Source organism: Paenibacillus sp. RC67, assembly GCF_030020805.1.
In the GTDB taxonomy this organism is placed as follows: domain Bacteria; phylum Bacillota; class Bacilli; order Paenibacillales; family NBRC-103111; genus Paenibacillus_S.
Genome location: NZ_CP125098.1, coordinates 790,852 through 804,783 on the forward strand (window position 1 = coordinate 790,852; position 13,932 = coordinate 804,783).

A 13,932-nucleotide genomic window follows, 5' to 3' on the forward strand; every position below is an offset into this window, starting at 1 on the left:
AATGCAAAGGAGGCGTCACTATTGAGCTCGATGCATCTGGAACACCCTTCTTTTTATGGAAACGCGTTTTTACTTGCTCCCATCGGTATCGCTGTTGCTTCTGTTGACGGTGTATGGAATCAGGTTAATCCTGCTCTCTATAAGATGCTTGGATACGACGAAGAAGAACTGGTGGATAAGGATCATCGAATTTTTTTCCATCCGGACGATTGGGCTCAAGAGGAGCGGCAGCTTCAGAAATTGCTGGAAGGACATAGTTCTTCCGCTATCATGGAAATCCGTTATATTCATAAATCAGGGCATGTAGTATGGGTAGCTGAACAGGTATTTACTCTGCGCAATAAGGAGGGAGTGCCGGAAAGTTTTTATATTTATTTAACGGATATCACAGAGAAAAAGCTTGCGGATAACTTGGATTCTGTTGTGTGTGAGCATTCGCAGGATATTATTGCTTACAGTTCGAGCGATGGAGTGTGTCTCTATGTTTCACCGGCATTCCATAATCTGCTCGGCTATCATCCTAAAGATTTTATAGGGAAAAAGCTGATGGATTATTTTCACCCTGATGATATTGCTGAACTGTATGAACGCGATTATTCGGATAAGGACAAAGTATGCGCGCGATTCCGGCATGCAGACGGGCGTTACATTTGGTTTGAGACGACTATCAAGCTTATTCGAAATGTGGATGGTGACGTAGATAAAATTCTGTCCATCGGAAGGGACATTACAGAGCGGATACAGACCGAGCAGGCTCTTATTAACAGCCGGAGGAGCTTGGCGGAAGCACAGCGAATTGCATCGATAGGAAGCTGGGAATGGGACTTGGAGCGGGGTGAGATTCATTGCTCCGAGGAGCTGCTTCGCATCTATGGCATCACGGATACAAATATAATCGGAAAGTTTGAGAATCTGCTGCAATTTGTTCACCCGGCGGACCATGAAAATGTTTTGACTAAAGTGCAGAGGGCTATGGCAGGTCATAACTTCAGCCTCGAATGCCGTCTTATCCTAACTACAGGCACTGAGAAGCATGTCCATATCCAAGGAGTCGTATTGAAGGATAACGAAGGTTTTCCCATTAAGACGCAAGGGACCGTACAGGATATTACGGAGCAGAAGAAAATGCAGCAGCTGCTTGAGGAAACGATTGATCGATATACTTCGTTAAAAAAATATAATCCAGACGCCATTATTTCATTGGATAAAACGGGGTATATTGTTTCGGTAAATCCTGCTTCAGAGCAGATTACGGGATATTCAGCACAAGAATTAAACGATTTCCATTTTACGGACTTGTTCCACTATGAAGATGTCGGACGAGCACAACAATGGTTCCAAAGGTTCATGATAGGTGAAGCGGTCGAGTGTGGAGAAATGCGGGTCGTGTGTAAGGATGGCTCTCTGATTGATCTATTAATTACACCTGCACCGATTATCATTCGTCAGGCCATGGTAGGCTGCTATGTGATGGTCAAAGATATTACCGAGCAGAAAAGAAAAGATGAACTGCTGCGCAAATCCGAGAAGCTGTCCGTGGTAGGTCAATTGGCGGCCGGAGTGGCGCACGAAATTCGTAATCCGCTTACGGCATTGAAGGGCTTCGTGAAGCTGATGATGCACTCGGATCCGCAGTTTCCTAAGTATCTAGCCATTATGAAAGAGGAATTGGATCGCATAGAACTGATCGTAAGCGAGCTGCTGATGCTGTCCAAGCCGCAATCCCTTCAATTGCGAAGGACTGATCTCAAGGATTTGATCGAAGAGGTTCAGACGTTGATTGGCACGCAGGCTATTATGAAAAACATTGAAATCCAGTTATCAGCGGACGAAGGACCTTTTACGGTACAATGTGACCCCAACCAAATTAAGCAGGTCATCATTAACTTTCTGAAAAACGCAATCGAGGCGATGACTCGTGAAGGGGTTATTCTCATCGAGCTTTCCTTGGACACAACCGGTCATGCCCGGATGCGCATTGTGGATCAAGGGTGTGGGATCCCGGAGGACAAACTGCCGCGGCTTGGAGAGCCGTTCTTCACAACCAAGGAAGGTGGAACCGGACTAGGATTGATGGTGAGCCAAAAAATTATTGAACATCACGCCGGGAAAATGTCCATCACAAGCAGACTGAATCAGGGGACGACGGTTGAAGTGAGCCTGCCGATAGCTGAACTTCCTTTGGAAGAACCCATCTCATTACGGCTATAATAGGGGTAGAGGCTTAAAGGCCGAAGTTTCTTACAAGTCGTGAGGGAGGAAGTTCATGATGAACATCAAGCAGGAAATCGGGAACAGGGTACCGCCGGGGCAGACACTGACGCAAGGATTTCCAGTACTACATTACGGCAGCGTACCCTATTACAACGACATGAGCCTATGGAATTTTCGTTTGTTTGGACTTGTGGAGGAAGATATCACGCTTAGTTATCAGCAATTCATTGCTCTTCCCAGACGGGAATTCCATAACGATATTCATTGTGTGACGACTTGGTCTAAGCTGGACAATGTATGGGAAGGGGTTGCTGTAGCTGAGGTCATGAAGCGGGTTAAGCTGAAGCCTGAAGCGAAGTACGTTATGCTGCATGCTGAACATGGTTGGACGACAAACCTGCCGCTGGAAGATTTTCTTCGGGAAACTTCGTTCTTTGCCCTTAAGCATAATGGAGAGCTGCTGACACCGGACCACGGCTATCCGGTTCGGATGGTAGTGCCTCATCTCTACTTCTGGAAAAGCGCTAAATGGCTGCGGGGGATTGAGTTTATGAACAACGACAAGCCGGGCTTTTGGGAGCGTAACGGATACCATATGTACGGAGATCCATGGGATGAGCAGCGCTACGATTTTGATTAATATCGAAACCAGGGCCGGGAGAACCGGCTCTATTTACGTTCGGACACAACGAATAGGTTAAACAATGTATTTCATTTAAGGAAGGTGCAGCATGTTGATTTCGATGACTCTATCTTTGCTTGATCAAGAGCTTGAAAAGATTGAAAAAGCTCTAAACCGTATTTCTGACGAGAACGTTTGGGAAAAGCTGAAAGAGGGGACTAATAGTATTGGTAACCTATGCCTTCACTTGGCTGGGAATGAATACCATAATATTGTAAGCAGTATCGGTGGGCAGCCGTTTACGAGGGAACGCTCTGCTGAGTTTTTGGCGGAAGGAGGGTATTCCTGCAAGGAATTATACAGCTGTTTGTCTAATGTGAGAGAGCAATCGAGAAGCATATTGACTGCTTTATCTGAGGAAGAGTTGGAGCGGGAAGTAACGATTCATTATCCTCCAGATGCGGGAATTGCCACTTACCAACGTCCCGTCGCGAGGCTGTTATACCATCTTACCGTTCATTATGCGTATCATACGGGGCAGATTGTTTATATGACCCGACTGCTGCAAGATCGGAATGACAATATATTGAAATGGAAGCACTAAATTGAATAGAATGAAATTTTTTAAACAATGTTCAATAAAAAAAGAGTTTTAGGCAGGATAATTGCTTTAACGCGTCGAACAAATATAGGGTTTGGTAATTGCGTATAAAAAAATGGAGGGTAAACAGCATGAGAAAGGCATCACTTTTGGCACTAACGTTAGTATTGGGTATCAGCACTGCACTAGCTGGCTGTGGAAAAAAAGAAGCAACCCCAACGACTCCCGGGGGCACAGCAGCACCAGCTAAAACTGAAACCGTTTCAATGGACATCGGCATGCTTAAGCTGACCAGTTCGGCACCGATATTTATTGCTATGGAGAAAGGATATTTCAAAGACGAAGGCATTGATGCCAAAGCAAAATGGTTTGACGCAGCGCAGCCTATTGCTGTAGCAACAGCGGGCGGAAGCGTGCAGGTCGGAGCAACGGGAATTTCGGCCAGCTTATACAACATGGTTGCCGGCGGTCAAAAATTGGTCATCGTTGCCGACAAAGGTAGAGAGCAAAAAGGCTATTCTTCGACAGCTTTAATGGTTCCTACAGACTCTTCTGTTAAATCCATAGAGCAGTTGAAAGGTAAAAAAATCGGGATTACCCAAACAGGCTCTACTTACCATTACATGGTGGGACGTCTGCTTGAAAAGCACGGCCTGACTTTGAAAGACGTTGAATTGGTTCCTCTGAACAGCATTAAAGGCTTGATGGAATCGTTGAAAAGTAAACAGGTCGATGCGGTTATGTTGAACGAGCCGAACTTGACGACGGTTGTAAAAGAAGGCTATGGCCGCACTTTAGCTCAAGTGGGGGACGAGATCGAATACCAAACATCGGGCGTATTCTTCTCTCCTAAGCTTGCAGATAACAAAGATTTGTCCGTTCGTTTCTTGAAAGCTTATGCAAAAGCAACACGCTACTACTATGATGCAGTATTGACTCAGAAGGACGGCAAAGTGGTTCCTGGAGCAAACTACGACGATGTCGTTAAAATTATCGCTAAGTACACAGATCAGCCTGAAGAAACGGTGAAGCAAGGCTTGCCATACATGGATCGTGACGGAAAGCTTCTCGCTACTGACATCAAAACCCAAGTGGATTATTATGCCAAAGAGAAGCTCATCGATAAAGCTGTTGACCCTGCAGGCATCATCAATACGAGCTTGCTAGATGAAGCATTGAAGCAGTTGGGGAAGTAATGCAATGAGGATTGTAGTAGATAACGTTGAGAAAAAGTTTGTCGATTCCAAGAAACGCGAAGTTACAGCGCTCCAAAATATTAACTTTGCGATCGAGGAGCAGGAATTTGTCGTCTTGGTCGGACCGAGCGGCTGCGGAAAATCGACGCTGCTTAATATTGTCGGGGGACTCTTGTCCCCTTCCTCGGGTGAAGTTTATTTCGAGGGATTTAATGCAGCGAAGCCGCCGCGTCTTGGTATTGTCTTTCAGGAAATTGCACTGTTTCCTTGGCGTACAGTGTATGAGAATGTTATTTTCGGGCTGGAAGAGCAAGGGGCAAGCAAGCAGGAGCAGAAGGAAAAAGGGCAGCATTACATTGATATGGTTGGTCTTACAGGCTTTGAATCGGCATTCCCTAAGCAATTATCAGGCGGGATGCGCCAGCGGGCAGGTATCGCAAGAGCACTTGCCGTTGAGCCGGACCTTCTATTAATGGATGAACCGTTCTCTGCTCTTGATGCTCAAACTAGAACGTTGATGCAGGAGGAGCTGCTGTCGATTTGGGATCGTACCCGATTGAGCACGCTCTATGTCACGCATAACATTCAAGAGGCTGTTTATTTGGCGGACCGAGTTATTGTACTGTCTCGCCATCCAGGACAAATCAAAGCACAAATCCGGATTGACCTGCCTAAAATGGGCAGAGACAAGGACGAGCATCGCGTAGCATTTGAGAAATACACGGATGAAATCTGGCAGCTGATTCGGCATGATGCCCAAGAAGCTCTGAAGGAGGTATAGCATGAGCGCGACATCTAATGAAAAGACAAACGAGCAGCGCCATGTCATCCGCAATCGGGTATCCTTCCTTGAGCAAAAGGTGCCGGGCTATGCTTCGGTACTAGGGATTCTGGTCATCCTGCTGGTGTGGGAGCTGGTGTGCCGAATGGGGATAATGCCGCCGCTGTTCTTGCCAGCCCCGACTGCCATCTTATCAGCTGGCTGGGATATGCTAACGAGCGGAGAGCTGCATGAGAACCTGTGGGCCAGCTTGTATCGTATACTCGTAGGTTACGCAATTGGTGCTGTATGCGGTATTGTTGTGGGCCTGCTGCTAGGATTTTCACGGTGGATGGATGCCATCGTAAGTCCGATTGTCTATTCGATTTATCCGATTCCTAAAATCGCTTTGCTGCCATTGATCATTCTTTGGCTTGGTATCGGAGAAACGCCTAAATTTACGATGATTGCGCTGGGAGTGTTTTTCCCTGTCGTCATTAATACATTTTCTGGCGTTAAGAATGTTGATCCTATTTGGATTAAAGCGGCTGTTACATTTGGCTCAAGCCATTTTAACGTCATCCGCAAGGTTATCCTTCCCGGAGCTTTGCCAATGATTTTCGCCGGACTTAAGCTTGCTGCGGGTACATCCCTCTTGCTGTTGGTTTCTGCGGAAATGATTGCAGCCCAGCAGGGTGTAGGATCGATGATTCTGCATTACGGAAATTTGATGATTACTACGAAGCTGATGGTCGGCGTTGTCGTGCTTTCTCTTCTAGGACTATTATTTAACCGCGGCTTGCAGTGGCTTGAAAATAAGCTGCTGCCATGGAAATAAGTTATCTGAATGAAGAGACCGTTACTGGATTGGTTGAAACTCAGCCGATTCTGTGACGGTCTTTTTGTATACGCGAGGAAGCTTCGTAGCATATTACAATCGATGTTTTGTTAAAAGTTACAGTTGACGTTAACGTTAACTTAGGAGCATAATAGTATACGACCAAGAGAGAAGGATGATACGGATGACAGCAAAATTCAAAATCGATGACGTAGCGAAGGAATGTGGTTTGACTAAACGTACGCTTCGCTATTATGAGGAGATCGGATTACTGTCTCCTCCAGAACGTACAGACGGTGGGATCCGCATGTACACACAAGATCATATTGATCGACTGAAGCGGCTTATTAACGCGCGGGATGTACTTGGCTTTTCCTTACAGGAGCTGCAACGTTATGTATCCATTACAGAAGAACTGGAATCACATAGACAAGGATACAGACAAATATCGGACGATAAGGAAAAACTGCCGAAATTAATCCAGCTGGAGCCTATCGTGAAAAACCAGCTTGTCATTATCGAAGAAAAACTGCAAAAAATGATTGAAATGCGCGATGAAATTCAGCAATTTCATCACCGCGTTCAGGCGGCTATAGCCAGAATGGGCGGAGGAAACGAACAAAAATAAAAACAAGGAGTTGGGAGTTTTATGGAACCTGCATCATCAGGTAAAAGTAGTTTATTGAGTCAACCAAAAGCGGTTTGGGCTGTAGGTTTTGCTTGTATTATCGCCTTTATGGGGATCGGCCTTGTCGATCCTATTTTGCCCGCAATCGCTGAAAAAATGAATGCAACACCAAGCCAGGTTACCTTACTTTTTACAAGCTATAATATGGTCATGGCCATTGCCATGCTGATTACCGGCGTCGTTTCGTCGAGATTAGGTATTAAATGGACACTGCTGCTTGGAATTGTCATCATCGCGATTTTTGCTGCTCTGGGCGGTGCGTCTAACGGCATTTGGACACTCGTTGGTCTGCGCGGTGGCTGGGGGCTGGGTAATGCGCTTTTTGTTGCTACCGCGTTATCTGCTATCGTATCATTGTCAACCGCCGGAACGGCTCAAGCCATTATTTTGTATGAGGCTGCCATTGGACTTGGTATTTCCGTCGGTCCGCTGCTAGGTGGGGAATTAGGCTCCATTTCGTGGCGTGGCCCTTTCTTCGGGGTTAGCGTTCTTATGATCGTCGCTTTTATTTTCCTTCTGATCATGATGCCCAAGACCAAGAAAATGACGAAGAACAAAAGCTCCTTGTTGGATCCGTTCCGTGCTTTGAAATACCGCGGGCTCTTGACGCTTGGGATTACCGCCTTTTTGTATAACTTCGGATTTTTTACATTGCTCGCTTATTCGCCGTTTGTTATGCATTTGAAAGAACGGGGACTCGGTTATGTATTCCTTGGCTGGGGGCTATTGCTTGCCGCTACCTCCGTTTTTATGGCACCTAAGCTGGAAAGACGCTTCGGTACTATCGCATCGATGTGTACGATGCTTACTTTGTTTGCTTTAACCTTGTTCGCTATGGGGATATGGACATCGAGCAAAGCGGTGGTTATCATTGCGGTTATTATCGCAGGAGCATTCTTGGGAAATAACAATACGTTGATTACGACAGCCGTTATGCAGGCTGCACCGGTTGAGCGTCCTACGGCTTCTGCGGCTTACAGCTTTTTGCGTTTCCTTGGCGGAGCCGTTGCTCCATGGTTTGCAGGTAAGCTGGCAGAATGGTTCAATCCTCATGTGCCGTTTATCGTAGGCGGATGTTTTGTTCTTATCTCTGTTTTATTCATAATGGGCAATCGTAAGCATTTGCTTCATATTGACCGTGCGGAGTCATCTCATTAACATAAAAAGCCGGCCTTGTTGAGGTCGGCTTTCATGATGAGAAACCTGTTGAGGTGAAAATAGCTTCGATACTCCCGGTGGGGTATCCCCTTCCAGCCGCTGTTGTTATCGGGAAATTTTCAATTTAATCGCTGCTGTAGCGGGTATTTCCCGATAACAAAGGCGGACGCTATCGCTCCTCCAGGGGATACCCCACCTACCGTGCTCAGCTATTGGTACCCACAGGCTTTTCAGTTCGCCGACCTTAAAGAGGTCGGCTTTTTATGTTTTACAGGGTAGTAGGTATCCTACCCAGCTTAGCAAGTTCGCCGGAAGGCGGCGTCATACAGGAGAACAGGAGAACAGGAGATCCGAGCTTACTTGGATGTTTCCTTCAAGGAGGTAGGGCTTGTATGGAACGAGAATCTAGGTACCTTCAATAACACAGCCACAAGCAAAAGCATACAGCCGTTAATAGCGAACACGATAGGAATCGATGTTTGCGATGCAAGAAAGCCCCCGATTAACGGGCCGAGCAGCAAGCCCATTTGGTTAGCCGATTGATTCAAGCTGAATGCACGGCTGCGGAAGCTCGGATCGGTCTTCTGCGCAATGAATGCATTCAGGGCAGGGTATACGGCAGCGAAAAAAAGTCCATACACAAAGCGCAGCGATCCAAAGCCGATCAGATTGTGGAATAAAATTTGCAGCAAATTCCCTAAGCCTCCGCCTAGAAGACCTATGAACAGTACTTTTTCATATCCCCATTTACCACCGAGCTTACCCCAACGCGGAGCGGCGATCAAAGTCGCGACTCCCACAGCCGAGAAGATAATGCCTGCGTTCAACGACGCTGAGGATTGACTGGAGCCCAGCTTCAGTACATAAATGGTCAACAAAGGTTCAAGGATCATAATGGATGTAGACGTAATGAATACGATGAACAGGGCTGACATTAACGATTTGTTAGCAGCAGCCACCTTAAGATCACTTGCGATAGACGATCGTTTGGCATCAGACTTGTTGAAGGAAGGCTCTTTTACCCAAAGCACGGCAATAATGAACGCGATGAGCACCATAACGCCCGCCATAAAGAACGTATTTCGTGGGCCGATAACATGACTGACGACGCCTCCGAGCAGTGGACCCAAGATCGACGCGGTTGCACTGGAAGTAGAGATGATGCCCAATGCATAGCCGATATTTTTTTCAGGCGTATTAGTGGCCACTAAGGCGATAGCTGACGGAATGTAGCCGGCTAGTAAGCCTTCCATAATCCGCACCAGAATCAGCTCATACGGATTTTGCACGACAAAATATAAAAAGTAAGCGATCGATAAGCAGATACCTGCTCTTAGCATCATAGGCTTTCGTCCGTATTTGTCGGCTAACGAGCCCCAGAAGGGCGCAATGAGCGAGCTGGCTAAAAAGGTGGATGCAAAAATGACGCCGGTCCACGCTTCGAGATGATCACTCACACCTAAATCTTCTTGTAAAAAAATGGACATGAATGGAATGGAAACTGAGTAGGCCATGCTTACCAAAAAGGTGCCTACCCACAAAACGAAAAGATTGCGTTTCCAGGAATAATTCACAAAGAAGCACTCCCTTTTCTTCTTTTTTGATCATCATATCATTAATAAGGGAGATCTTCCCGATAAAATCTTTTTTTCGAACGATAGAATGTTGTAATGAGACATCTATTCTGTCGACTAATTTCGGAAAATCAGTTTCATTAAATGGAAATATGCGTTATTTTAGATGGAGATGATTGGCATAAATAGGAGGGATCGATCGTGGGAAAACCGGTATCGTTCAGTATTATAGGTGGCGGAGGCTTCCGTGCACAGTTTTATCTTAGAATAGCCCAGGCGCTTCCAGAGAAATTCCGTGTTAGCGGGCTGGTCGTTAGGGATGCAGACAAAGGACGGAAGCTTGAACAAGAGTGGAATGTGCCTACTTATACAACATTGGAGCAGCTGTTACATAAGGAAAAGCCTGATTTTGTAGTCGTATCCGTTAGCCGCTCAGCATGCAAGGATTACTTGCTTCAATTGGCTGAGCTTGGTATACCTGCGTTGGCGGAAACGCCGCCGGCTCCTGATCTCGAAGGCTTGCTGGAGCTGCATGAGAAGCTTACCTTGAAAGGTGCACGGATTCAGGTGGCGGAGCAGTATCATTTTCAACCGGCCCATGCGGCGCGACTGGCTTTTATTCGTTCAGGACAGCTTGGTCCCCTGACCGAAGCGACTGTATCCATTTCTCAAATGTATCATGGGGTCAGTCTTATTAGAAAAATGCTTGGAGCGGGCTTTGAGGAAGTCGGAATTCAGGCGATGAGGTTTGAATCCGATTGGGTTGCCGGACCTACACGCAGTGGTCCTCCGACAGAGGAGCGTATCATTGCGCTGCAGCGTGATTTGGCTTGGCTGGATTTTGGCGGGAAGCTGGGCATTTATGATTTTACGAAGGACCAACATCGCTCTTGGACCCGTTCGAATCATCTGTCCGTAAGAGGACAGCGCGGCGAAATCTTCGATAACCGCATTCGGGTGCTGGCGGATTATGAGACCCCGCTCTATATGGACCTCAAACGGATTAACCGAGGAGAAGACGAGAATCTGGAAGGTTATTTTCTGAGAGGAATTATGGCGGGAGAGCGCTGGGTTTATGATAATCCGTTTGCTCCAGCAAGATTGTATGATGACGAGATCGCTATAGCCTCCTGCTTGCAGCATATGGGAGACTACGCAGCTGGAGGGCCAGACTTCTATAGTCTCCGGGATGCATCCCAGGATCACTATTTGGGCTTGATGATAGAAAAGGCGATAGCTACGGGACAAAAAGTAGTAGCTGAACGCCAACCGTGGGCTCAATAAAGGAAGGATGAGAAAAGTCGGAGAACGATTCGGAAGCAGTGGGAAAGAGGGCTGCAGTGGTCTCTGAAGCACGGAGTATGGAATGTGGAATGTCAGGATAAATTAAACAACAAATGAATTCAACTTAGGTGGACTGCGAATGAAGAGGATCTATCAAATATATAAAACCGATTTACTTAACATCGCTAAGGTTCCTACGGGCTTGCTGCTAATGATTGCCCTAGCCATCTTACCATCCGTTTATGCCTGGGTTAATTTAAAAGCGATGTGGGACCCGTATGCAAATACATCCGGTATCAAAATTGCCGTAACCAGCAAGGACGAGGGAGCTACCGTACAGGATAAGCAGTTCAATATCGGTAACGAGGTATTGGAAAGCTTGAAGGACAATCACAAGCTGGGATGGATTTTCGTTGATGAGAAGGAGGCCATTCGTGGCGTGGAGCGGGGCACGTACTACGCCAGCTTGCTTATACCAGCCGATTTCTCAAGCAAAATAGCGAAGGTGCTGGAAGGTGAAGTACAGAAGCCGGAAATTCAATATACGGTAAACGAAAAAATTAACGCGGTCGCCCCCAAAATTACGGAAAAAGGCGCCTCCAGCATAACGACTCAAATCAGCGAAAATTTCATCAAAACCGTAAGTGAAACTGTGCTGAGCCGAATGCAGGAGCTGGGCCTCCGATTTGAGCAGCAGCTGCCTACCATCCGCAAGATAGAAGAGCGTATATTCGAGCTGGAAACGCGTCTTCCGGAGATTGAGGATATGGGCAATAAGGTGCTGGATATCGAACAGAAGCTGCCTGATTTTCGTGAAAAGGGCGACAAGATCGTCGAGCTAGAGCAGAAAATTCCCGAGATCGATAAAGCGGGAGCTGCGCTGCTCAAGGTGGAGGATCAGTGGCCAAAGGTTAATGAAGTGGCTAATGAGGTTCTGCTTATCCAAGAAAAGTTGCCGGATATTCAACGGGCTGCTGATCGTCTCGTGGAGCTCGACCAAAACTTCTATAAGGTCGAAGACGCGATGAACACGGCCATTAATGATGTCCGCAAGGCGGATCAAATCGTAGGAGCTGCGCTCGAAGCTTTGCCTAAATTGGATGCTATAGCAACCAATGGGGGAGCTTTTGCCGCTCAGTTGAATGATTTCTTGAAAAATAATGATGCGGCTTTTCAAGCGATGATTCCTGTTATTAAGCAAAATTTGATTCTACTTCAGCAAACGGCCGATGCTGTAACACAAATCACCGATCAACTGCAGGATGCCAATATCGACCCCAAATCTTTGCTGGCGGTATTGAACTTCACGGCTGACCGTTTGAATACCGCAGTCAAAGTACTGGATCATCAAATTGATCTTTTTACAAGGTTGAACAGCTATTTGCCGGGGAATCCTCTCAGCAATGTGATAGACCGGTTAACGAGTGTAAGATCAAACTTCAGCCAGCAGGTTCAGCTGATTAATGCGATCGTCACTTCTATACAAAAAGGTGAAAAGCCAGCCAAAGATATCGTCAACAATTTAAACAAGCTGTCCAAGGAAGCGAGTGCCACTCTCGGAGACATCCTATCCCGGTACGATTCGGAGATTGTTCCGAACATCAATAAAGCACTGGGTCAAATTCAGTCCGTCGCCAGCAATGCATCGGACGTGCTGCAGACGTTAAAGGCCAAGCTGCCGGATATAAAAGCGATTCTACAGGATGCCCAGACTGGAATTCGATTTGCCCAAACCGAGCTGGATGCGCTGCAAAAGGATTTGCCGCAGATTCGTACCCGAATCCATGAAGCTTCAGCTACGATTCAGAGCAAGATGAATGATTTTACAGCTGCCCTTAACGAAGCGGTTCCGTTCATTCACAATGATTTACCGAGGATTGAGCAAAAGGTTCACCAAGCGGCGGATTTCATCCGAAATGACCTGCCGACAGTTGAAGATGAGCTGCGCAAGCTGTCGAATTTGTATCAGACGCGTTTTTCGGATCTCGAAAGCGCTGTGCATCAAGTGGCAGGGCTCGTCAGAAATAATCTTCCAGAGTTCGAGGACGCTGTTCGCAAAACGGCGGATCAGATTAGAAGGCTGGAGGGCGGGAGCAGTATCAGTGAGCTGCTGAAGTTTTTGCAAAATGATATTCAAAAGGAAAGTGATTTCTTATCTAACCCGATCCTGATTAAGGAAGAGAAGAAATATCCGATCCCGAATTACGGCTCAGCGATGTCTCCTTTCTACACGACACTATCGTTGTGGGTGGGTGCTATGCTGTTAGTCTCCTTAATGAGAGTGGATGTAGAGGGCACGGAAGGAATGTATAAGAGCTATGAGGTTTACTTCGGCAGATTGTGCATTTTTCTCACGATTGGTCTGGCTCAAGCTTTAATTGTATCACTTGGGGACTTCTTCCTGTTAGGAACGTATGTCGTGCACAAAATTTGGTTTGTCCTATTTGCCATATTGATCAGCAATGTATTCGTGACCATCACCTATACACTCGTTTCCGTTTTCGGCAATATTGGCAAAGGCCTAGCTATTATTTTCCTTGTGCTGCAATTTTCAAGCTCGGGAGGAACATTCCCGGTAAGCACAGCGGCTCCATTCTTTCAGAACCTGAATCCGTTCATGCCCTTTACTTATGCAGTGGGAGCGATGCGCGAAGCTGTGGGGGGAATATTATGGTCAGTAGCGCTGAAGGATATCTTTTTCCTGATTGTGTTCATCGTTCTGTGTTATGTGGTAGCCTTGGCACTGAAAAAGCCGCTTAGCGGATATACCAAACGTGTGGCTGAGAAAGCGAGACAGACGAAGCTCATCCCGTAATGAAGATAAGAAGCACCTTGACGTCGATTAAAGAATCGGCACAGGGTGCTCTTTGGTTTGTAGCCTCAATTTCCGCGACATAACATAGTGTCTTCTCATGAGAAAAATAAAATTTACAAAAAAGGCATTGACCAATACGATATATCGTTATATTATAACGATATATCGTATTGAGGAGATGA

Annotated in this window: 11 protein-coding genes; 10 read left to right on the top strand and 1 reads right to left on the bottom strand. The window is 46.4% G+C overall.

What is annotated here, in order from left to right:
• The first annotated feature begins 30 nt into the window (after positions 1 to 30).
• The 8 genes from QMA13_RS03685 to QMA13_RS03720 all read left to right on the top strand — a co-directional run bounded on the left by QMA13_RS03685 (position 31) and on the right by QMA13_RS03720 (position 8,077).
• Positions 31 to 2,211, top strand: a complete 2,181-nt coding sequence (locus QMA13_RS03685; protein ID WP_282943243.1) for a PAS domain S-box protein — start codon at positions 31 to 33, stop codon at positions 2,209 to 2,211.
• A gap of 55 nt (positions 2,212 to 2,266) precedes the next feature.
• Entirely contained in the window at positions 2,267 to 2,854 is a 588-nt protein-coding gene (locus QMA13_RS03690; protein ID WP_282939585.1) for a sulfite oxidase-like oxidoreductase, read from the top strand.
• A 103-nt stretch (positions 2,855 to 2,957) separates the two neighbouring features.
• Complete coding sequence (locus QMA13_RS03695) at positions 2,958 to 3,440, top strand: DinB family protein (protein ID WP_282939586.1); 483 nt, start codon at positions 2,958 to 2,960, stop codon at positions 3,438 to 3,440.
• A gap of 128 nt (positions 3,441 to 3,568) precedes the next feature.
• The gene (locus QMA13_RS03700; protein WP_282939587.1) at positions 3,569 to 4,633 is read left to right on the top strand and encodes an ABC transporter substrate-binding protein; all 1,065 of its coding nucleotides are present in this window, start codon (positions 3,569 to 3,571) and stop codon (positions 4,631 to 4,633) included.
• Between the two features lie 4 nt (positions 4,634 to 4,637).
• Positions 4,638 to 5,414 (top strand): ABC transporter ATP-binding protein, encoded by a 777-nt coding sequence (locus QMA13_RS03705; RefSeq protein ID WP_282939588.1) that lies wholly within the window; start codon positions 4,638 to 4,640, stop codon positions 5,412 to 5,414.
• 1 nt (position 5,415) lies between these two features.
• On the top strand, positions 5,416 to 6,231 hold the full coding sequence (locus QMA13_RS03710; RefSeq protein WP_282939589.1) for an ABC transporter permease: 816 nt from the start codon (positions 5,416 to 5,418) through the stop codon (positions 6,229 to 6,231).
• A gap of 184 nt (positions 6,232 to 6,415) precedes the next feature.
• A complete protein-coding gene (locus QMA13_RS03715) occupies positions 6,416 to 6,859 on the top strand; it encodes a MerR family transcriptional regulator (RefSeq protein ID WP_282939590.1) in 444 nt (147 codons plus the stop codon).
• 21 nt (positions 6,860 to 6,880) lie between these two features.
• Complete coding sequence (locus QMA13_RS03720; protein ID WP_282939591.1) at positions 6,881 to 8,077, top strand: MFS transporter; 1,197 nt, start codon at positions 6,881 to 6,883, stop codon at positions 8,075 to 8,077.
• Positions 8,078 to 8,433: 356 nt separating this feature from the next.
• Here QMA13_RS03720 and QMA13_RS03725 read toward each other — a convergent pair whose 3' ends face one another.
• A complete protein-coding gene (locus QMA13_RS03725; RefSeq protein WP_282939593.1) occupies positions 8,434 to 9,651 on the bottom strand; it encodes an MFS transporter in 1,218 nt (405 codons plus the stop codon).
• 201 nt (positions 9,652 to 9,852) lie between these two features.
• Between QMA13_RS03725 and QMA13_RS03730 the strand changes: the two genes are divergently transcribed.
• Complete coding sequence (locus QMA13_RS03730; RefSeq protein ID WP_282939594.1) at positions 9,853 to 10,935, top strand: Gfo/Idh/MocA family protein; 1,083 nt, start codon at positions 9,853 to 9,855, stop codon at positions 10,933 to 10,935.
• Between the two features lie 139 nt (positions 10,936 to 11,074).
• Positions 11,075 to 13,750, top strand: a complete 2,676-nt coding sequence (locus QMA13_RS03735) for a YhgE/Pip domain-containing protein (RefSeq protein ID WP_282939595.1) — start codon at positions 11,075 to 11,077, stop codon at positions 13,748 to 13,750.
• Positions 13,751 to 13,932: the final 182 nt, after the last annotated feature.

Bases quoted from the DNA above. Each gene is read 5' to 3' on its own strand.
- QMA13_RS03700 (WP_282939587.1), top strand. From the start codon at position 3,569: ATGAGAAAGGCATCACTTTTGGCACTAACGTTAGTATTGGGTATCAGC.
- QMA13_RS03715 (WP_282939590.1), top strand. From the start codon at position 6,416: ATGACAGCAAAATTCAAAATCGATGACGTAGCGAAGGAATGTGGTTTG.
- QMA13_RS03695 (WP_282939586.1), top strand. From the start codon at position 2,958: ATGACTCTATCTTTGCTTGATCAAGAGCTTGAAAAGATTGAAAAAGCT.
- QMA13_RS03690 (WP_282939585.1), top strand. From the start codon at position 2,267: ATGATGAACATCAAGCAGGAAATCGGGAACAGGGTACCGCCGGGGCAG.
- QMA13_RS03720 (WP_282939591.1), top strand. From the start codon at position 6,881: ATGGAACCTGCATCATCAGGTAAAAGTAGTTTATTGAGTCAACCAAAA.
- QMA13_RS03735 (WP_282939595.1), top strand. From the start codon at position 11,075: ATGAAGAGGATCTATCAAATATATAAAACCGATTTACTTAACATCGCT.
- QMA13_RS03685 (WP_282943243.1), top strand. From the start codon at position 31: ATGCATCTGGAACACCCTTCTTTTTATGGAAACGCGTTTTTACTTGCT.
- QMA13_RS03705 (WP_282939588.1), top strand. From the start codon at position 4,638: ATGAGGATTGTAGTAGATAACGTTGAGAAAAAGTTTGTCGATTCCAAG.
- QMA13_RS03710 (WP_282939589.1), top strand. From the start codon at position 5,416: ATGAGCGCGACATCTAATGAAAAGACAAACGAGCAGCGCCATGTCATC.